The 20424-nt window shown below is 44.2% G+C and carries 19 protein-coding genes; 9 read left to right on the forward strand and 10 right to left on the reverse strand.

Annotated features, from left to right (window positions below):
• The first annotated feature begins 65 nt into the window (after positions 1-65).
• Positions 66-2915: a YhgE/Pip domain-containing protein gene (locus C232_RS0104260; protein ID WP_018661632.1), complete on the forward strand. Its 2850-nt coding sequence runs from the start codon at positions 66-68 to the stop codon at positions 2913-2915.
• A 42-nt stretch (positions 2916-2957) separates the two neighbouring features.
• Here the strand turns inward: C232_RS0104260 and C232_RS19985 are convergent, their stop codons facing one another.
• Positions 2958-3110, reverse strand: a complete 153-nt coding sequence (locus C232_RS19985) for a hypothetical protein (protein ID WP_018661634.1) — start codon at positions 3108-3110, stop codon at positions 2958-2960.
• A 352-nt stretch (positions 3111-3462) separates the two neighbouring features.
• On the opposite strand from C232_RS19985, the gene C232_RS0104275 reads away from it, so the two are divergent.
• Both C232_RS0104275 and uvrC read left to right on the forward strand, forming a co-directional pair.
• Positions 3463-3924 (forward strand): flavodoxin, encoded by a 462-nt coding sequence (locus tag C232_RS0104275; protein WP_018661638.1) that lies wholly within the window; start codon positions 3463-3465, stop codon positions 3922-3924.
• Positions 3921-5006, forward strand: a complete 1086-nt coding sequence (gene uvrC, locus C232_RS18375) for an excinuclease ABC subunit UvrC (RefSeq protein ID WP_018661640.1) — start codon at positions 3921-3923, stop codon at positions 5004-5006. Before C232_RS0104275 ends, uvrC begins: the two co-directional genes overlap by 4 nt.
• Before the next feature lie 48 nt (positions 5007-5054).
• On the opposite strand, the gene C232_RS0104285 is transcribed toward uvrC, so the two are convergent.
• On the reverse strand, positions 5055-5999 hold the full coding sequence (locus C232_RS0104285) for a ketopantoate reductase family protein (protein WP_018661641.1): 945 nt from the start codon (positions 5997-5999) through the stop codon (positions 5055-5057).
• A gap of 50 nt (positions 6000-6049) precedes the next feature.
• Positions 6050-6703: a 7-cyano-7-deazaguanine synthase QueC gene (gene queC / locus C232_RS0104290; RefSeq protein WP_018661643.1), complete on the reverse strand. Its 654-nt coding sequence runs from the start codon at positions 6701-6703 to the stop codon at positions 6050-6052.
• A gap of 519 nt (positions 6704-7222) precedes the next feature.
• On the opposite strand from queC, the gene C232_RS0104300 reads away from it, so the two are divergent.
• On the forward strand, positions 7223-7423 hold the full coding sequence (locus C232_RS0104300; protein ID WP_018661647.1) for a hypothetical protein: 201 nt from the start codon (positions 7223-7225) through the stop codon (positions 7421-7423).
• A 127-nt stretch (positions 7424-7550) separates the two neighbouring features.
• Here C232_RS0104300 and C232_RS0104305 read toward each other — a convergent pair whose 3' ends face one another.
• The 4 genes from C232_RS0104305 to rlmD form a co-directional block, all read right to left on the reverse strand.
• Positions 7551-8492, reverse strand: coding sequence for a nucleoside hydrolase (locus C232_RS0104305; RefSeq protein WP_026314471.1), 942 nt, complete (start codon positions 8490-8492; stop codon positions 7551-7553).
• A 349-nt stretch (positions 8493-8841) separates the two neighbouring features.
• The gene (locus C232_RS0104315) at positions 8842-9123 is read right to left on the reverse strand and encodes a hypothetical protein (RefSeq protein ID WP_018661651.1); all 282 of its coding nucleotides are present in this window, start codon (positions 9121-9123) and stop codon (positions 8842-8844) included.
• 27 nt (positions 9124-9150) lie between these two features.
• Positions 9151-10155 carry an Rpn family recombination-promoting nuclease/putative transposase gene (locus tag C232_RS0104320; RefSeq protein WP_018661653.1) on the reverse strand — a complete coding sequence of 335 codons (1005 nt, stop codon included), beginning with the start codon at positions 10153-10155 and terminating at the stop codon, positions 9151-9153.
• Positions 10156-10412: 257 nt separating this feature from the next.
• Positions 10413-11816 (reverse strand): 23S rRNA (uracil(1939)-C(5))-methyltransferase RlmD, encoded by a 1404-nt coding sequence (rlmD, locus tag C232_RS0104325; protein WP_018661655.1) that lies wholly within the window; start codon positions 11814-11816, stop codon positions 10413-10415.
• Between the two features lie 365 nt (positions 11817-12181).
• Between rlmD and C232_RS20190 the strand changes: the two genes are divergently transcribed.
• Both C232_RS20190 and C232_RS20450 read left to right on the forward strand, forming a co-directional pair.
• Positions 12182-12478, forward strand: a complete 297-nt coding sequence (locus tag C232_RS20190; RefSeq protein ID WP_235801514.1) for a DUF2781 domain-containing protein — start codon at positions 12182-12184, stop codon at positions 12476-12478.
• Complete coding sequence (locus tag C232_RS20450) at positions 12430-12765, forward strand: CBO0543 family protein (protein ID WP_302466510.1); 336 nt, start codon at positions 12430-12432, stop codon at positions 12763-12765. Before C232_RS20190 ends, C232_RS20450 begins: the two co-directional genes overlap by 49 nt.
• Positions 12766-12779: 14 nt before the next feature.
• Here C232_RS20450 and C232_RS0104335 read toward each other — a convergent pair whose 3' ends face one another.
• Positions 12780-13979, reverse strand: coding sequence for a pyridoxal phosphate-dependent aminotransferase (locus C232_RS0104335; protein WP_018661657.1), 1200 nt, complete (start codon positions 13977-13979; stop codon positions 12780-12782).
• 350 nt (positions 13980-14329) lie between these two features.
• On the opposite strand from C232_RS0104335, the gene C232_RS0104340 reads away from it, so the two are divergent.
• Genes C232_RS0104340 through C232_RS0104350 form a run of 3 tightly spaced genes read left to right on the forward strand, consistent with a single transcriptional unit; the run spans position 14330 to position 16424 of the window.
• Positions 14330-14956, forward strand: a complete 627-nt coding sequence (locus C232_RS0104340) for a YhbD family protein (protein WP_018661659.1) — start codon at positions 14330-14332, stop codon at positions 14954-14956.
• A gap of 17 nt (positions 14957-14973) precedes the next feature.
• Positions 14974-15690, forward strand: coding sequence for a bactofilin family protein (locus tag C232_RS0104345; RefSeq protein ID WP_018661661.1), 717 nt, complete (start codon positions 14974-14976; stop codon positions 15688-15690).
• A gap of 20 nt (positions 15691-15710) precedes the next feature.
• Positions 15711-16424, forward strand: a complete 714-nt coding sequence (locus tag C232_RS0104350; protein ID WP_040399958.1) for a hypothetical protein — start codon at positions 15711-15713, stop codon at positions 16422-16424.
• 1316 nt (positions 16425-17740) lie between these two features.
• Here C232_RS0104350 and C232_RS0104355 read toward each other — a convergent pair.
• Positions 17741-19135 carry an MATE family efflux transporter gene (locus C232_RS0104355; protein ID WP_018661665.1) on the reverse strand — a complete coding sequence of 465 codons (1395 nt, stop codon included), beginning with the start codon at positions 19133-19135 and terminating at the stop codon, positions 17741-17743.
• A 258-nt stretch (positions 19136-19393) separates the two neighbouring features.
• Positions 19394-20290: a sulfite exporter TauE/SafE family protein gene (locus C232_RS0104360; protein ID WP_018661666.1), complete on the reverse strand. Its 897-nt coding sequence runs from the start codon at positions 20288-20290 to the stop codon at positions 19394-19396.
• Between the last annotated feature and the right edge of the window lie 134 nt (positions 20291-20424).

The following is a 20424-nucleotide window of genomic DNA, read 5'->3' on the forward strand; positions in this document are numbered from 1 at the left end:
CAAGCTCTTTTTTACCCAAAAATGACCGTTTGAATATTCTAGTCAAGAAGTTTGGAGGTTTTAAAGTGAATGGTTTTACACTGATTCATAAAGAGTTTATGCAAGTCATCAAAAGCCCAAAATTCCTGATACCGGTCATTGCGGTTATTTTAGCTCCAGTTCTATATGCAGGAATGTTTATCTGGGCTTTTAAGGACCCATATGCCAGAATGGACAAAGTGCCTGTTGCAGTTATTAATCAGGACACGGGCGCCAAAATGAACGGAGAGACTTTTACCATTGGGAAAGATTTGGAAAAAAATTTAAAGAAAAGCGACGGCTTTGAATTCCACTTTGTTTCTGAGCAGGAAGCAATGGACGGTCTTGACAACCAAAAATATTATATGGTTGTAAAAATCCCGGAAAACTTTTCCGAGAATGCGACCACACTGCTGGATAAAAAACCTAAAAAACTCCAGCTGCAATATATCCCGAACGACAGCACAAACTTCCTTGCCAGCCAGGTTGGCGGATCGGGCATGTTAAAAGTGAAAGACAAACTGTCCGCAGAAGTTTCAAAAACATACGCTGAGACAATTTTCGAAAAAGCAACAGAAATGGCGAACGGTTTTAAAACCGCAAGCAATGGTGCCAAAAAATTAAATAACGGTACTGTACAGCTTGGCGACGGCGTCAGCGTCCTCCGGAAAGGCGCAAACAAATTGTACGACGGCCAGATTGCCTTGAACACAGGGATCACGAAAGTCGATAAAGGCGCGAAAGATTTGCATAAGGGCACCCTTACACTTCATAATGGCACCCTTACCCTGAACAACGGAATCGTTCAGGCAAATAATGGGGCAGGCAAACTGAATAACGGCGCAGGCCAATTATACACAGGTGCCGTTTCGTTAAATTCCGGTGCAGGCCAAGTGAACAGCGGCGCACAGGCTTTGAAAGCAAATTTGGAAAAACTGGCTAGAAGTTCTATAACATTTTCAAACGGACTGTCGGACGCAAAATCGGGAGCAGATCAGTTAGCTTCCGGAACAACGGTTCTGTCGAAAGGGATCAACACTCTTGCCACAACCGGCAGCCAGCAACTGTTGGACAACGCTACGAAACTGCAAAAAGGCGCAAAGACAGTTGCCGATGGCAGTGCAGACCTGCAGGAGGGATTAAACACTGCAAAGAATAAAATTCCAACACAGCTGCTTGGCGGGACCCAGAAATTGCAAACTGGTGTTAATGAAATGAAATCCAAGTTGCCGATTGCCATTGCCAGCCAAGTTTCCCAGCAGTTAGAAAACGACACCATTCCGCAACTTGTTGAGAAAATTGCGGATCAAATGGCCCGTCAAATCGTAGCGAACCAACAAAAACAAGCTGAAGATTTATCGAATAGCTTAAAAAAAGCCGGTTTGTCAGACAGTAAAATTCAAACAGTATTGGCAGAAAATGCGACTGATAAAGACAAATTAAAAAAGGAAATAGCGGATACAATTAATCAAAACTTATCTCAAAATAAAAGTGAACTCCTGAAACCAGGAGAAATTGCAAGGGAAATTGCAAACGGAACAGACAGCCAACCCGGGACGGACGCAGCGTTTGATCAGCTTTCGGCAAGAATCAACCAATTAAATGCTGGTATCCGGGGCATTTCCGAAACGGATCAAATGAAACAATTATTCGCCGGTACTGATAAATTGGCAAAAGGTGCGGCCGCACTCAGCCAAGGTGAAGATGCTTATGTGACAGCATTACAGACTAATCTGATTCCAAAATTGAATCAGTTGAATCAAGGTGCAAAAACGGTTCAATCCGGTTCATCACAACTTGCAAGCGGACTGGAAACCTTGAATAGTGGCGGTTCTCAAATGACACAGGGTGCTGACCAACTGGCAGACGGCTCCGCGAAGTTGGCGGATGGTACCAGCCAATTGCAGTCCGGATCTGCGAAACTGGCGGACGGCTCCAAAGACTTGAAAAATGGCGCAGGCCAGCTTTCAAACGGTACAGCCAAGCTTGCGAATGGTTCCGGCCAGCTTGTAAATGGTTCTTCTAAACTGGCAGATGGAACAAACACGCTTACAAGCGGCACCGGACAACTGGCGAACGGTTCTAACCAGCTTGTTTCCGGTACACAGCAATTGTCCAAAGGATCCGGGGATTTGTCTGACGGAACGAATAAATTGAAAAACGGCACAAATGAGCTAAAAAATAAATTAGGAGATGCCGCAAAAACGGCAGGTGCTGTCCAAGCGAATAATAACACGTACAACATGATGGCGGATCCTGTATCACTAAAAACAAATCATTACCACAGAGTGCCAAACTACGGAACAGGGTTTACCCCTTACTTCCTGTCACTGGGCCTTTTTGTCGGAGCACTTTTGATTACAATTGTGTACCCGCTCGTTGAGTCTGCCGGCGTTCCAAAAAGCGGTCTGGTCTGGTTTACAAGTAAGATCAGCATTTTAGCCGGAGTAGGCATTTTACAGGCGCTCGTTGCAGATGTCATTATTTTGAATGTTGTCGGCATTCATGTAAAGAGTGTTCCATTATTCGTCCTATTCTCTGTCATCACAAGCTTGACCTTTATTACGCTGATCCAGTTCCTTGTAACGACGATGCAAAATCCCGGACGGTTCCTTGCGATTGTCATTTTGATTTTGCAGTTGACAAGCAGCGCCGGTACATTCCCATTGGAAACCGTACCGGAATTTATCCAAGCATTTAACCCGCTGCTGCCAATGACGTACACCGTAAAAGGGTTCAAAGCAGTGATTTCCAGTGGAGAATACGGAGTGATGTGGCAAAATGCCGGCATTTTGCTGATCTACATTCTTGCTGCATCCTTGCTGACCCTGCTGTATTTCGTCACACATTATCACCGCCAATACAAACAAATGTATGAACATGGCGTAACGGAATAAGCAAAAACAGCCGGACCTATTTCGGGTCCGGCTGTTTTTTTGTCATTTTTTTGTACCTTTCCGGCGCTGGTCTTCTGTTTCAATTCCGGTATTTGAGGTATAGCCGACTTGAAAATCTGATCGCTCGCTTTTCCGGACAGCTTCCGGCATCCGGTATTGTTCTTTATGGCTTTGATTTTGGCCAATGTTTGACATGTTCATGTCTCCTTTGCTTTTACAGTGAGTGGAAACAGCCCTTCATTATATTGTGCATGCAGACATACAGCCATGACCGGGAATCTTTTCCTGAATGCTCCAATCGTTTCGCGGCGGCCCATTCATTTTAGTATTCACACTTCCCACAAGCTCCTATACTCATTTCCTGCTTTAACGGAATCCCGGAATAGTCTTTCTTTTTTTAAACTGCATTTTTACAATAGGCCATCACTGCACCCGGGAATCCGGCAGCTGCTCATTCCGTCAAAATCTTGATGCAGATCAAATGCATATTTTCACAATTGATATAGAATAAAAAGAGAGGGAATTTAAAACGATCGGAGTGTAGAAGATGAAGACGGTCATTGTATACTCGAGCATGACAGGCACAACGGAATTTATGGCAGATGAAATCGCAGCGGCATTATCAGAAGCAGGGCATGCCGTTGATATAAAAGAAGCAACAAATACATCCCCACAGGAAATTGCAGATTACGATCTGATATTGATCGGCGCCAGCACCTGGGACGACGGCGATCTCTGGGATGAAATGATTGATTTTTACGAAGAACTGCCGGATGTGGACTTATCCGGCAAAAAAGGCGCGGTGTTTGGCGCAGGCGACTCCTTTTATGAACACTTTGCCGGGGCCGTGGATACGATGGAAGAAGCATTGAAACAACAAGGCTGTGAACTCTTGCTTGACGGTTTAAAAGTGGATGTCGTCCCGGATGATGAAATTAAAGCTGCCTGTAAAACTTTTGCACAACAGCTTGATCGCCGCTGCCGTGAAATGGGGCTAATACGGCAATGAACCCCGTCATCCAGCACAAGCTTTCCCTTCTGCCCGGCCAGCCGGGGTGCTATCTGATGAAAAACCGGGCGGGAAAAGTCATTTACGTTGGGAAAGCCAAAAAACTGAAAAACCGTGTACGCTCCTACTTTACCGGGTCACATGATGAGAAAACAGCGCAGCTTGTCCGGGAGATTTTCGATTTGGAGTGGATTGTGACGGACACAAACACGGAAGCATTGGTACTGGAAATGAACCTGATCAAAAAATACCGGCCGAAATATAACATCATGCTTAAAGATGACAAAAGCTATCCTTATATTAAAATTACGGCGGAACGGCATCCACAGCTGATCCTGACACGCGAATCGGTCCGGGATAAAGGAAAATATTTCGGCCCGTTTCCGAATGTCCGGGCGGCAGCAGAGACAAAAAAATTGCTGGACAGGCTTTATCCGCTCAGGCGCTGCCCGGAATCAAGCACGCACGCCTGCCTTTATTACCAGCTTGGCCTTTGCATCGGAACTTGTGCAAGGGAAGTAAGTGAGGAAGAATACAAAGAACAGATCCGCAAAATCGTCCACTTCTTCCATGGCGGCTACCGGAAAGTGTTAAAGGATATGAAAAAAGAAATGCAGGATGCGGCGGAACAGCTTGATTTTGAAAAAGCAGAAAACCTGAAAGAACAAATGGCACAGCTTGAACTGACAATGGAACAGCAAAACGTTGCGCTGAATGATCATATAAGCCGGGATATATTCGGTTACGCCGCGGGCAACGGATGGATGTGTGTCCAAACCTTTTATTTGCGGCAAGGCAAAATCATGGAACGGGAAATATCTTTTAAACAGACCGGCAGCAAAGATCCGGATGCAGCATTCCTTGAATTCTTGCAGTATTATTATGGCAGCAGCCAAACTGCGCTGCCAAAGGAAATCCTGATTCCGGATACGGTCGGAAAAGAAACAGCAAAACAGCTTCTTTACATCCGTGTCGTGCAGCCGAAACGCGGGCAGAAAAAAGAAATGGTGCATTTGGCAAATAAAAATGCGCAAATCGCCCTGGAAGAAAAATTTTCGCTGCTGGAGCTGAAAACTTGTTAAATTCCTCAATTGCAGCGGCGGGAACTTAGATCCCGCCGCTTTTCCTTTTTACTCTGCTACTTTGCTGTTTAAATTTTCATACCCGCTTTCCATTTCCTGAATCCGCTGGTACAGTGCTTCGTTTACGGGAACCGGAACATTGTGTTTTTTTCCCAACTCTATAACGGTTCCCGAAAACAAGCCTACTTCACTGTACCTTTTTGCTTCGACATCCTGTGCCATCGATGGTTTTCCGTCCGGGCTTAACGCGCCGACAACTTTGAGCCAGTACTGCAGATCAGCTTCTGTCAGCGGAAAGCCTTCTTTTTCCGACAAGGCCATGACTTCACGCATTGCGGCAATCATCATTTCCCTTGCCGGCCCTTCTTTTTGGATCTCGCCAAAATTACTCTTGAACACGGCAACCGTTTGATTAACACCAACATTCAGCATGAATTTCCCCCACAGTCTTTTCATCATATGCTTGTCCAATTCATATGGAAAATCCGTTTTTTCAAAGAAACGGGCAACCCGCTCTGCTTTTTCCGAAACATATCCCGGTTCTTTTTCGCCAAAACATAGCATGCCGATATGGTCGTAAGTCAATTGATTTCCAGTTTTTACAGCATCCATGCCCTGGGCAACACAGTATAAAATTTTATCCATCCCGTATGTACGGCTAATGATCTCCTCACTGGAAATGCCATTGAGCGCCGACAAAATAATCGTATTGGGTCCCACATGTTTTTTTACCGCCTGAACTGCATCTGCCAGCCCGTTAAATTTCACGGCAAATATGAGCAGATCAGCCGGCCCGCATTCTTCTTCAGGCGTTACATAATGGAAAGAACAACGGTCACCGTTACAATATACGCCATCCCGTTCATACCTTTCAATCCGCTTCCGGTCCGCAATGACCCGAAGATCCCCCTCCGGCATTTTTTTCGCTAACTGGCGGCCAAAGAGTACCCCGAGCGCCCCAAGCCCGATAATTGATACCGTTTTAATTTCCAAATTTCCTCATCCCCTTTTTTCTTCCATTTTATCATAAAATTTTAAAATATTTATCTCCTTACTTTTAAATATTCCTCCAGTCCCCTTTTCCTCAGTTTGCATGCCGGGCATTCCCCGCAGCCGTCCGCGATGATGCCATTGTAGCAGGTTAACGTTTTTTCCCGGACGAAATCGAAGGCATTCAGCTCATCCGCAAGTTTCCATGTTTCAGCCTTATTCAACCACATTAAAGGCGTATGAATGACAAACTGCTGATCCATGGAAAGATTTAACGTCACATTCAGTGATTTCACAAAAATATCACGGCAGTCGGGATAGCCGCTGAAATCTGTTTCGCAAACACCGGTTACAATATGTCTGGCACCGATTTGACTTGCCAGCACACCGGCAAAAGACAGAAACAGCAAATTGCGGCCTGGCACAAAAGTAGACGGCAGCCCGCCATCTTCCCCCTCTTTTACCGCAATTCCATCTCTTGTCAACGCGTTTGGAGCCAGTTGATTTAATAGGCTCATATCCAATATATAATGTTTAACCCCAAGTTCTTCTGCAATATTTCTTGCACAATCGATTTCCAAACGGTGGCGCTGGTGGTAATCAAACGTGACTGCCGCTACTTCTTCAAATCTTTCCCGGGCCCAAAACAAGCATGTGGTGCTGTCTTGTCCCCCGCTAAAAACAACCAGTGCTTTTTCTTTTTTCAATTTTTACGCTTCCCTTCCACAAAAAAACAGCACTAAGAAACAAGTGCTGTTTTCTTAGTTTTTTAAAGAGGGTGCTAATACCTCTACCGCAGTGCGGAATTTTATATAGCCCCATTATAACACGAAAACTGTGGCCCATTTTACTACCAAATGAATCGGAATTACTTTTTATGAAAGTATTGGAAAGCGGTACCGGCAAAGCCCAAAAACTATCGCAAATCAAAGGCCGGTTTAAATTCAATCCGTGCCTGCTGTTTCATTTTTTCAACATTCTATTGTAAGGCAGATAGCAGCACGGCTTTAAAGGGAAAAACAGACGCAGCATTTCACAATTCTGCCATATTTATTTTGTTTTATATGATTTGGATCATAGTATTTTGGTAGAATGTTTTTTATCCTACATAATAGTAATGATCGTTTAGTAGATTTTACTGAAGCGTTCAGTCATCATCTGGCATCACCTTTAGAAAATGGCACGAAAAGCCATGAATCTGCCGGATTTATGAGGGAGGAATTGTTTTGAAACGATATATACAGCTTTTCTTTATGTTTGCTGTTACCGTGCTGATTGTGATGGGAATTCAAAGATGGTTGAGCAGTCTCAATCTTATCGATCTTACCCATTTCTGGACAAATTATTTTGTATTTCTCATTTTTTCCTACTTGATTTTATCCTTGTTCCTGCATTATTTTTCAAAGCGTAAACATAAAAAGCAATAGGATGTTCAGACATTAATATTTTTATCTTTTACATTTGAAAAATATGCAAAAAAAGCTTTGGCATTTTGCTGTTAAGACAGAATGCGCCAAAGCTTTTACTTATTGTATTAGAACTTTTTCGAAAATCTCATGCTTCCGCTTTTTTAGCCAAAGAAGTGATGTAATCAAAAAATGCATCCCTGTTAACATCATAAACGAGATTTACAGTACGCCCGTCTGTACTCTCCATCATCCTTCCCTGGCTTGGCCCGTCTGTGACGACGATCCCCGACACTTTTTTTGTCCGGACAAGCGTTTCGTTTCCCATAAAAGCGGTCGTGAGTACATCCCACAAATAATAGGTGGAATTTGTTGCAAAGTGGACAAGCGGTGGCACCATGGCATAACATTGCCCGATGAAATCCACGCCGGAAAATTTGCGTTCTGTAGCCCAGCGGTTCCGAACTTCTGTAGTCAGTGGTACCTGATTCGTGCTTTCGAGTGCTACCAAATCAATTTTAATCCCACTTTCCCAAACACGCGCAACCGCTTCCGGGTCCCAAAATGCATTCCATTCTGCTGTCCCATCGTGTTCAGGCTCAGCAACATTTCCTGCTTCCCGAAAAGTGCCGCCCATCCAAACGAGGCGCTCAATTTTATCTTCTATCTGTGGTGCAGCATCCAAAGCGCGCGCCAGATCGGTCAAAGGCCCGGTAAAAAGCAATGTTGTTTTCCCTTCAGCTTCAAGCAGCTTATCAATCAAATGCATATGCGCTGGCTGCTCTGCTACCGGTGTATTGATCTTCCCTTTTTCGTTTAAAATCGGTAGCGCATCGACTTGAAAAGCGCGCATGCGCCATTCTTTCGGGAAAGGGTTTTTTCCGCGCGAGTTCGATGCCGCTACTTGCAATTTCCCGTCTCCGAACCGGTCAATGATCTTCCTGCTTGCAGACACTGCCGGTTCCAAATAACAATCAGCAGGGATAACAGATACACCGGTTAACTCAACATTATCCATCTTTAATAATAAAAACAGTGAAACTAAGTCATCAACATCGCCATCATGGTTGAAATACACTTTTTTCTTCACCTGAATCAGCCCTTTGAACATTTTTTTATGATTCCATCATAAAATAGGCTGCGTTTCTTTTCAATCAGTTCCTGCAGTTTCCGGTCTATGCAGCAAGAAAGAAAGCTCATGTACGGCAAAAGCAAGCCGGTGGTTCCGTATGCAGCTCATCAACGGTTTCTTCCTTACTAATCGTGTTGCTTTTTCTGCTGAATTTTTTATTTTTTTCAAGGACATTGCGGCAAATCAGCAATTTCCCATATGCAGTGCCTCAATTTCTAATTACAGTTTCGCGGTCTTTACGAGCACCCTTTCCCCGAATATTCGAAATCTGCTCGTTCAATGCATATTCCTCCAATTCGTGGAAAATTCAACTATTCATGTCCCTCTTGATATCTTCAATATCTTCTACAGTACATCCGGAAATTTCAGCAATCGTTTCAGAATCCATTCCTCTGTTTAACATGTTCCGGATCATCGCTTCACGAACTTCCCTTTTTCCTTCTTCTCGTCCAGCACGCCTTTCACCCATGATGTTCGAGAGCTGGTCACGCAAATATTTCAACCTTGCTTCGTACAATACCTTGTTTTCCTGGTTGGCACTTAAGCTTTCCCATTCCTTGATCGCTTCACGCACTTCCTGTTCATTCATCGCAAATTCCTCCAGTTCGTGGAAAAATCACTTGCCATTCTCTATTTCCCGCTGAATTTTTTTGATTTCTTCAAGCGGATAGTCCAACATATTTGCAATCGTGTCGGGTGCGGTTCCATTGCTCAGCATTTTTCTAATTACAGCTTCCCGTTCTTTTTGAATACCTTCTTTTATGCCTTTATTTACGCCTTTTTTAACGCCTTCTTTTATACCTTCTTTTATACCTTCTTTTATGCCTTCTTCTCTGCCTTCTTCTCGTCCAGCACGCCTTTCACCCATGATATTTGAGAGCTGGTCACGCAAATACTTTAACCGCGCTTCGTACAATACCTTATTCTCCTGGTTGGCACTTAAGCTTTCCCATTCCTTGATCGCTTCACGCACTTCTTGTTCATTCATCGCAAATCCCTCCAGTTCATGGAAAATATTTGTGTCAATCGTCTTTTTGCGGTAATCCGCAGCGGAAAGCATCATCAGCCATGGGTATTCGGCAGATGGCTTCGCTTTCATCTCACGTCTGTATTTTTTCCATTTTACCATAAACTGCGATAAATCAAATGTGTGGAATTCCAGATGCGGGCTCCAAATGAAGTGCTCGTTATCCTCGTAAAGATGAAAAACGTTGTGGAAGCTGTCGGTTTCGTGGGGAAAAAGCGGGTAGTTTAAGATGGAGATCATGATGGCAGGGACGAGTTCGGAGTAATTTTGTCCGGACTGTAATGATGATGAAAAAAGTTTTGACCAGTAATACAGCACCCGTTCCGGCATATCGTGCTGGTCTACCATTTGAATTTCCACATTAATCCTTTCATCGTTGGAAGTGTAAACCAATACATCAAGCCGGCTTGTCTTGCCAACCTGCTCTGCCTTAATGAGTTCGGTGTTTTCGTATTGAACATCAGTAATCCGGTCGCGGCCTTGCCGATGCAGTAAATCGTTCAAAAAGGCAATCGTGATTTTCTTTCTGCTTGGGTGGCCGAATAGCTGTTTGAACATAAAGTCCATTTTGAGGTCGAGGTATTCTGTTGTCATGGGGATCGGTCCTTTCAGGGGTTAGTATTATTTGAGATTGTATTGTATGAGGAATTGTATCGATTTATTCTATATTATCTAAAAACCAGAGCAGTGTCAATGAAATGGATGCCTTTTCATATTAGACAAAATTCGAGTGGTGACAGTACTCGAATTCTATTCGCCAACCCAATTAAAGGAATTACAAATGGGGTTGGAAAGAAAAAAGCCCTGAAGCCGGATATGTTTAAGTTCCGGATTTCAGAGCTCCTTTATTTTTACAATTGTCCTTCATCGTTCAAAACAAGCAGCGCACAACACTCCACATGCACCGTATGAGGAAATAAATCCACCGGCTGCACGGCAGTCAACTGGTACCCGAATGGTTCCAGTTCCTTAATATCCGTGGCAAATGTATCGGGATTGCAGGAAACATAAACGATCCGCTGTGGTTTTGCGCGGCCAATTTTGCGCATGACTTTGCCGCCGGCACCCGAGCGCGGCGGATCAAGAAGCAGCAAATCCGGATTACCGAAGCTTTCCAGCACTTCATCGATCCCTTTGCGGGCATCTTTGGCGAGAAAATACGTGTTGGAGATCCCGTTGTCCTTCGCATTCCGTTTTGCCGATGCAATTGACGTTTCGACAATTTCAATCCCGACAAGTTTTCCGACACGGTCAGCAAACGGCAACGAGAAAGTGCCGACACCGCAGAAAAGATCGATCATTTTCTCTGCTTTTTTCGGCTGCCCCATTTCAATTGCAAGATCCACAAGTTTTTGCGCCTGTACCGGATTCGTTTGGAAGAATGTATCGAACCAGATTCGGTAACGGTAGCCGCCCATTTCATCGTAAATAAAATCGCGGCCGGACAGGACATGTGTCTTTTCAGCCTGCGTACGGTCGGCCCATTGCGTATTTTCAAGCCAGATTAAACTTTTTACGTAAGGAAATTTATGCTCAATCCGATCCGTTAAATCGCGGGCTGCTTGTACCAAGTCTCCGGCTGGTGCTTCCGTAGCGAAAAGAGCCAGCATCATTTCTCCGGTTGCAAACGACTGGCGCACCATCAAATGCCGGAACAATCCTTCGTGCAGGTCCTTATCGTAACCTTTTAAGCCATGTTCTTTCACCCAGGCGGCTACTTCCATTGCTGCTTCCACCATTTCTGTGCCGGCAATCAGGCAGGTTTCAAGCGAAATGATTTTCCGGAAATTTCCCTGCTCATGAAGGCCCATTGAACCATCCGGCGCAAACGTAAATTCCATTTTATTGCGGTAATGCCAGGGCTCGTCCATGCCGATCGTATAGCGGACAAGTTCAGGATCAAACCCTTGGGATGCAATCGCTTCTTTAACATGGGCCGTTTTTTGGTTCAGCTGCCCCTGATACTGCCAATGCTGCCACACACAGCCGCCGCAGCGGTCAAAATGCGGGCACGCGGGCGCAATTCTTTCCGGGTGGGCTTCGAGAATTTCTTCCGGAATCGCCTTTATCCGCCTTTTTTCTGGCCGGTCCGCCACAACGCGCACTTTTTCACCCGGAAGCGTCTGCGGAATCGTCAGCTTTAATTTTTTCGGGTTGCCGAACACATTTTCGCGCCAAACGACAGCCTGCCCGGAACCCTTTTTATCTAATTGGCGGATTTCAGTCACCAATGTTTCACCTTGTGTAATCTCCAATCCTGACTGCTCCTTTCAAAACTTAATTTATATCTTCATATGCCTGCGCATGATTAATCTTCAGGAACACACTTCAATAGTATAAAGGAACATTACGTATTTTGGAATGAGATAGACATAGAAGTTTGCAAGAAGGTTCTCCTTTTGGTGATTGAGATTATAATAAGGATAATTTTTACATTTTCATTCACTACGGACGGTAAGTTAGCAACAATTTGTTTGATTATACATTTTGTTATGGTTGCGGCAGACAACGACAAATCGCCTTTTGTAGTAATGATCCGCTAAACGTGTCCAGTATGAATTGTATAACATTTTTTCTAACGGAAAGGTTAATACCAAATGATTTGAAAGGGTGATTAAATATGGGTGACGGCCAGGAAAAACTAATTAAAACCATGCAAGGAATTCAAACCCATTTATTAAATACAGGAACAGACTATTGGGAGAAGTATTCAAGTTTTAATACATGGCAATTTTGGCTTACCATAGCCTTCTTACTTCTCCCATTAATCGCTCTATATTTTTTTATTGATAGAAAGAGGGCTCTTCCTTTAGGCTTTTCGGATTTAACATTCATGTATGGTTTTCTTACATCGACTCACTTGGCGGGATTAATAATTATTGGTTTTACCCTTACAAAGTATTTCCTTTTTTCGTAACAAGTTTTGCACTTGATGTATCACTGATTCCGGTGTTGTACATGTTTGTTTATCAATGGACACTGAATCATAAGAAAAATTATTATTCATTTATGATCCTGTTAAGTGCCTTTTTAGCATTTGTATTTAAGCCAGTATTGTCTATGTTGAATCTTTTTAAATTATACAACGGAGCAAACTATTTTCACCTTTTTATCGGTTACCTGTTAATTGCTTTCGTTTCAAAAATTATTACCAACCTTTTTATTTACTTTGAAAAGAATGGTGCTTACAAATCACAAAACTAAAACGGCTTATCTGCTTAGTGAATGCCTTCTTTTTTATACGCTTCAGCGAGCTTTCTGAATGCCGCAAGCGACCGTTCAACTTTTTCCGTCGGGATGCAGTAAGCCATCCGGAAATATCCCGGACAGCCAAAACTATCTGCCGGCACGAGCAGCAAATCGTACTCAAGCGCTTTTTTGCAAAAGGCGACGGCGTCTTCTTCCAAAGCTTTCGGGAACATATAAAAAGTCCCGCCCGGCTTCACGCACGAAAATCCCAGATCGGTCAGCGCATCATATAAAATATTCATATTGGTTTCGTACACAGACAAGTCCGCTGTCATGTCCGCCACCTCGGCTACAGCCAGCTGTATAATCGACGGCGGGCAGTTATGGCCAATCCCTCTTGAAATCTGGCCGCACATATTTACAATCAGCTCCGCATCCGGGCATGCCGGGTTGACGGCAACATAACCGATTCGTTCGCCCGGAAGCGACAGCGATTTGCTGAAAGAGTAGCAAGTAATCGAGTTCGGGTGATATTTAGCAATGTATGGAGCCTCGACACCTTTAAAAACAATTTCCCGATATGGCTCATCTGAAATTAAATAGATTTCATGTCCGAATTCCCGTTCTTTTTCCTGCAGCAGTTGGGCGAGTTTTTGAATCGTTTCCGGTGAATAGACGACACCGGAAGGATTATTCGGTGAATTGATCAATACCGCTGTGACTTTTGCCGTCAGCATTTTTTCAAATGCTTCAAAGTTAATCTGAAAGTCGTCTGTATTGGGCGGGACCACTTTTAACACGGCGCCGGTTTGATTGACATATGGCGTGTATTCCGGGAAAAAGGGCGCAAATGTCAGCACTTCATCCCCTGCTGTCGTAACTGCCCGCAGCGCATGGGCAATCGCGCCGGCAGCCCCTGTCGTCATAAAAATATGTTCTTTACGGTAGCCCATATGAAAACGCCTGTTTAACGACTCGGCAATTTTTTCCCGAACCGATGTAATTCCGAGACTCGGGCTGTAGCCATGGACAGTGGAAGGTTCAGGGCTTTGGGCCAGTTCAACCAGTTTATTGGTAAATGCCTGCGGAACCGGCACAAACGGATTGCCAAGGCTGTAGTCAAAAACATTTTCAGAACCGATTTCTTTTGCCCGCTCAGCACCATACTCAGCTATTTCCCGAATCACGGATTTCTGCCCGAGCATTTGTTTATATTTTTCAGCAATCATTTAACTTCAGCTCCCCTTATATAAAAGTCAGCGACTTCTTTTTTATGTTAACTATACCATATTTCATGCGTTTCTTAATATAAAATATTCGAAATTTATTTCACTTTTATAGCAGGCCATAAAAGTTCAAATGGGCAGGCTTGCATGATGCAGGTCACAATGGCGTTGCAACAAGACACCTGAGATTTTAGCCTTTGTTAGGATTTTCATCAGTGGAGGATGAAGGAAAACCCCACTGATGGAAGTTTCACTTTACCGTCGAAAGGAATGGCTGCAGCTTTTTATTTCTTTTTGTTTACAACGTAACAGTGTTATGTTATATTTAAGGCATCATAAGGGGTGAGTAAAAAATGGATGAGGATTTAATCTCCAAAAAAGATTTACTTGAAGAAACCGGAATTTCCTACGGCCAGCTGTACCGCTGGAAAAGGAAAAATCTGATTCCGGAGAACTGGTTTATCCGCAAATCAACGTTCACCGGCCAGGAAACCTTTTTCCCGCGCGCACGCATCCTTGAACGCATAGCAAGGATTCAGTCGATGAAAGAGAACCTTTCACTCGATGAGCTGGCGAAGATGTTCTCCCCCGGCGGCGGCAAACTGGCCGGTAGAGAAGAAATCATCAAACGCGGGATTGCTTCGGAATATGTCATGAATTTTTATTTGGAGCAAACGAATACAGCGGAACATTCATTTTCCTTTGAAGAAATTTTAATGGTCTACATTCTTGAAAAACTATTGCACGCTGGAGAAATTAATATTGAAGAAGGAAAAATGATCCTCCGGTTATTGCAAGCTACAAATGGGAAAGCAATTTATACTGACGAAACACAGTTATGGATCATCCGTAAGCTGGGCATCTCCTCCTGCTTCCTGGCAAATAAAGCTGAAGAGATTGTGTTTGAAAAAGATACGAAAGTCGTTGCAAAAATCGACTTTATGCATGTATCAGAAGAATTAAAGATCAATTTTTTATAACAGGCGGTGGGTAAAAGATGAACAAAGTGAATAAAGGAAATCTTATCATAAACGGAGTCGGATCTTCGAATGGCGGGACTTTTCAAACTGTGGCGGTGAGTGGAAAAAGCACCGTAAATAGCGATATTGAATGCGAAGTTTTGGAATCGAATGGGGTTGCTTCTTTCAAGGGTAACATTGTTTCACAAACGGTTCGGATCAATGGGACGACAACCATTGCAGGCAGCCTTGACACTGAAAAGATAAGCATTGAAGGTGTCGCAAAAATAAAGAAAGATGTAACAGCTGCTGCTTTGCAAATTTCAGGAAGCGGCTCCTTTGGCGGAACAGTCCGTTGTGATTCTATCAAAATCGAAGGACGCGCGGCGATTGCGGAAAACTGTGAAGCGGAAACCGTTTATATACGGGGGCCTGTTAAAATCGGCGGGGAACTGAATGCCGACCACATTTTGCTGGAACCTTTCGGGCGCTGTACGATTCAGGAAATCGGCGGGCAAAGTATCACAGTAAAAAAGGATGCTTCTTTTTCAAGCTGGCTCAAACCGTTCTTCCCAACCACCCTATCGGTCAATAGTATCGAGGGTGACGAAATTGATTTGGAAGTAACCGCCGCAAAAGTGGTCCGCGGGCGGAATGTGAAGATCGGCAAAAAATGTGAAGTTGATCTTGTCGAGTACACAGGCACTTTTCAAAAAGATGATGGTGCAACAGTGAAGAAATCCAGAAAAATATAAAGGAAGGCTGTGTGGAAAATATGCAAAGAAACAATTTGACCGTGAACGGCTCTGGAAGCTTTGGCGGCGGAATGTACGGGAAAGTAAAAGTGAACGGCGAAGCAGAAATTGTGGATCATCTTGACTGCCTGCACTTCACCATTAACGGCACAAGCAAAGTGGCTGGTGATATCAAAGCGGAATGTCTGTCCGTACACGGGGAGGCAGGATTTGACGGGACTTTACAGGCAGATAAAGCGAGCGTATTAGGAACATGCAAAATTGGAAAAAATGCGCATATCCAAGATTGTGTGGTGCGCGGTTCGCTTGAAATTGACGGAAACTATAATGGAGATAAAGCAGAGATCAAGGGGCTGCTTGTGGTAAAAAACGACCTCGAAGCGGAAACCTTTATCTCAAAGGGTCAGTTTCAAGTTGGCGGCTTGTTAAATGCAGATGAAATTGAGATTTCGCTGAGATATAAACATAGCCATGCAGGTGAAATCGGCGGTAAGAAAATCAATGTCAAGGTACAGAACGGATTGGCCAATATGTTTCATGCCAGTAAGAAACGGCTGCTGTTGCAGGCCTCTGCTATTGAAGGCGATGATATATATCTGGAGAATACGGAAGCAGATACCGTCCGCGGGCAAAATATCGAGATCGGGCCGGGCTGCCGGATTCGTTTGGTTGAATACGAAGAAAAACTCAAAGTTTTAGAGGATGCTGTTGTGCAGGAGAAACAAAAACTTTAACCTGTACTGTTTGTTTAAATGACATAATTCATATCCTTTTTTATTGTCATATATGTTTTTTCGTCCTTCATATCCCCGGTGAACGACCGTTGCTCCGGGCACTTGCCTGGTCCGGGCTTTCATAGCCCAGATGAACGACCGTTTCCCCGGGCACTTGCCTGATTCGGGCTTTCATATCCCCAATGAACGACCGTTGCTCCAGGCACTTGCCTGATTCGGGCTTTCATATCCCCAATGAACGACCGTTTCCCCGGGCATTTGCCTGGTCCGGGCTTTCATTAACCCGATGAGCGACCGTTGCTACGGGCATTTGCCTGGTCCGGGCTTTCATATCCCCAATGAACGACCGTTTCCCCGGGCACTTGCCTGGTTCGGGCTTTCATAACCCTAATGAACGACCGTTTCTGTCGTACTTCACCCATTTCGGGCTTTCATCGGATAAACGTAAAAAGCAGTGCGATAAATGTTTATCGCACTGCTTTTTGTTTGGCATCGCAGGGGACCCAACCATTCCGCATCCTAATGAAATTGTTCAACCTTTTCAGGTAACATTTCAACCTCAGATGGGGTTTTCGACACTCCTCAATCATTAACTTTTTTTGAGTTTGCAGCTGTGCAAGCCGCCAAATGGAAGTGTCTGCGTTAGGATGTCTGTCGTCAGCTCCGAGACTGATTCAAATCTTTCATAAGATTTGTTCATCCTAAGACTCAAGTTTCGAATGATTCGGTTCTGAAAAGTTTGGGATGAGCCTGGCTGCCTCCAATATCCTCTTTGCTGTAAAGTTTATTGAATTTGCATCTTCACTTTTAAGGAATCCTTTCCAATGAAAGCCTGCCATTTACCGATCCGTCCTATTTTGAAAATGTTCTTCCCGGCAATCTTCTCCGCGCAGCGGTTTGAATGACGGTTTTCTGATTTTCTTTCATAGAACCGCGATTCGCCCTTGGCCCTTTTTCATTTTACTCAGATTCTTAAAGTTTGAATGGGCTTTCAAATCACTTCTTAAGCAACGGTTTATTTTCGGAAGACGCTCCTTTTCAGTTTACATTGAGCAGATTAGAAAGTTTGTGGTGGATTCACCGGCTTTCATCCTTTCAAGTAACCCGATAATCGCTACCTCGTTTTCTTTCGGAACTAACCAGGATGGTTGAGTCTCCTGCAACGCCAACTTGTAAGAAGCTTTTAAATGTTTTTTGTTTATCTCTTCCTTACAGTTACAGTATAACACGGCCGCCCGGAAAAAGCTGTGACAGAATTGTTAACGCTTTCATTATTTTAAAAAAGTAAAGCTGGACACTAAAGATCCAGCCCTGTTTTACACGAGCTTGTGTGTATACCATTTGCTGCCTTTAAAGCGCTCGGTGAAGATCCAGCCGCGCGCACACCATTCGACAATCATGGCAACCCAGACACCGATAATCCCAAAACCGAATGTGATGCCCAACAAATAGCCGAGCACTACCCGCAAAAGCCACATCGACAATAATGATGCCAGCGAAGTGAAGTTTGAATCACCTGCCGCCCGCAAAGCGGATGGCATGATAAAACTTTGCGGCCATAAAAGCGGCTGGGCAATCGCCGTCATGATAACAATCGTAAAGATCGTCGGGACAATCTCATCAGGCGGATTAAACAGATTGGACACCACCGGGAATAATGGCAAAAGAATGCCGGATGTGACCACATAAAGAATGGAAGAAAGAACGATCAAAGATTTCGTGAATTTCTTCGCATCCTTAATGTTCCGGCGCCCCATGCACTGCCCGACAATGGTTACAACGGCAATGCTCAAGGCAGTCGGCCCCATTTGAAACAAGGTCGTAATCGAGTTGCTGATCGCATTCGTTGTGATTGCGAGCGTTCCCAGCTGGACAATAAAGGTCTGCGTCAGAAGCTTGCCGCCATTGAAAAAGATCTGTTCAGCCGCAAACGGAATGCCAATAAAGAGTACTTTCTTTAATATCGCAAAATCCAAGTGTAAGGCGTTTTTCATTTTAAAACGGATCGTCTCATTATACTTACTGACATATATAATGGAAGCAATCATCCCTAATAATCTCGCAAAAATAATCGAGCTCACGAGTCCGATTACACCCATATGAAAAACCGTAATCAGGATGACATTCAGCACGGTGTTCGTCAAGTTCATGAATAGGGATAAACCTAAACATGGCTTTGTCTCACCCACGCCTCTTAAGCCGCCGAGTACTGCCTGAAAAATGGCAATGAACGGATACGAGATACAGCTGCCAATCAGGTAGAGTTTAGCATTGTGAAAAACATCCGCATCCGCCTTGCCAAACAGCAGATTCAAAGTTGGCGTGTTAAAAATAATCACAAAAGCACTGAGCAGGACAGAGAAAATGGTAACGGCGGATATCGCCTGTGTGGCCGTTTTCGATACCATTTCCTTGTTGCCGATGCCTTTATACTGGGCAACGATAACGGTACCCCCTGTTGCCACCGCAATGAACACATTGACAAGGAAAATGTTGAGTGAATCGACCATGCTGACGGCACTCACAGCCGCAACCCCCGCCGAACTGATCATCGCTGTGTTTAAAAAGCTCATCAAAATCAGGAAAGCCTGGTCTACAAATATCGGAATAATAATGGCAATAATTTCTTTATAATCGATTGAATCCCCGGTCAAATATTTATTTAATAGAAAATTAGATTTCTCTTTTAGTTTAATGGCTACAGTACCCACGGCTAACACTTCCTTATATGGGCTTAATTTTTAATGCAAAGAGTATTATACCACCGATACATATCGTGTAAAGTTTTTCGTACGACGAAGTTTTGTAGAATTTGTGAATACAGATATGCAGGTACAAACAGCCCATTTACGCTAAAAAACGAACAGTGCATACTGTTCGTTTTTTTAACAGATTCCGGAGATTTTTTTACCCACTTGAGGGATTCATCCAGCCCGCTTCTCATTTAATCCCACCGTTTATTCCCGGGATTAACCGATGACATCCGCATGTTCTTCTTCCACGGATCGGCTGGTTTTCATCTTGCGAAACACAAAGAAGACAACGGCTGCCCATGCCAATAGAATGATTCCGTAAACGAGAGGGGTATAATTGGAATGGACCGCCCATGTGTTTAAAACTGTTCTGGCATTCACTAAAATGATAAATCCCCCTACTAAAACCCCCATTAACTGGGCAGGGACTTTGCGCACAAGCCATGCAGCAATCGGAGCTGCGACCACGCCGCCGAGCACAAGGGCGGTTACCCAGAGGAAATTAACGGTGTCCCATCCTAATGAAAGAATAAAGCCGATTGTAGCAGAAACTGCGATCGCGAACTCGCTTGTATCCACGGTTCCGACAACTTTACGGGCTGTCATGCCTTTTTTGGACAAAAGGACCGGTGTCGCAATCGGCCCCCAGCCCCCGCCGCCTGTTGCATCGGCAAAGCCCGCAATGAACCCGAGGGGAATCGACTGCTTAATGGGCAAGGCCTTGTATACTTTTGTCTCGCTGTGCTGAAATTTAAATAAGAACCGGTAAATAACATATAATCCGAGCAATAAAAGAAAAAGTGAAATATACGGCTTGACAATGTCACCCGGAATATTGCTTAAAAAGCAGGCTCCGATAAAAGCGCCAATTGCCCCCGGGATCGTCAGGCGGAGCACCATTTTTTTATCAACATTCCCAAATTTAAGATGGGAAATCCCTGAAGCAGCAGTCGTTACAACCTCGGATAGGTGTACAGATGCAGAAGCAGCTGCCGGCGCGATGCCGAAAGCCAGTAACAGGGATGTGGAAGTAACCCCGTATGCCATCCCCAGGGCACCATCTATCAGCTGCGCAAAGAAACCAACAATCGCCAACACAATGAGCTTTTCCATTCCTCTCCTCCTCGATACAGATGAACCGTTTTAATTACGCCAAACAAGGGGTTTTAAATGTCTACTTAACAGCCCCGCAAACTTGGTTTTTAACGGGCATGCCGCACTCCTGCCAGCCTGCCCGGCCGTTTTCA

Source organism: Heyndrickxia acidiproducens DSM 23148 (genome assembly GCF_000374345.1).
GTDB classification, from domain to species: domain Bacteria; phylum Bacillota; class Bacilli; order Bacillales; family Bacillaceae_C; genus Weizmannia; species Weizmannia acidiproducens.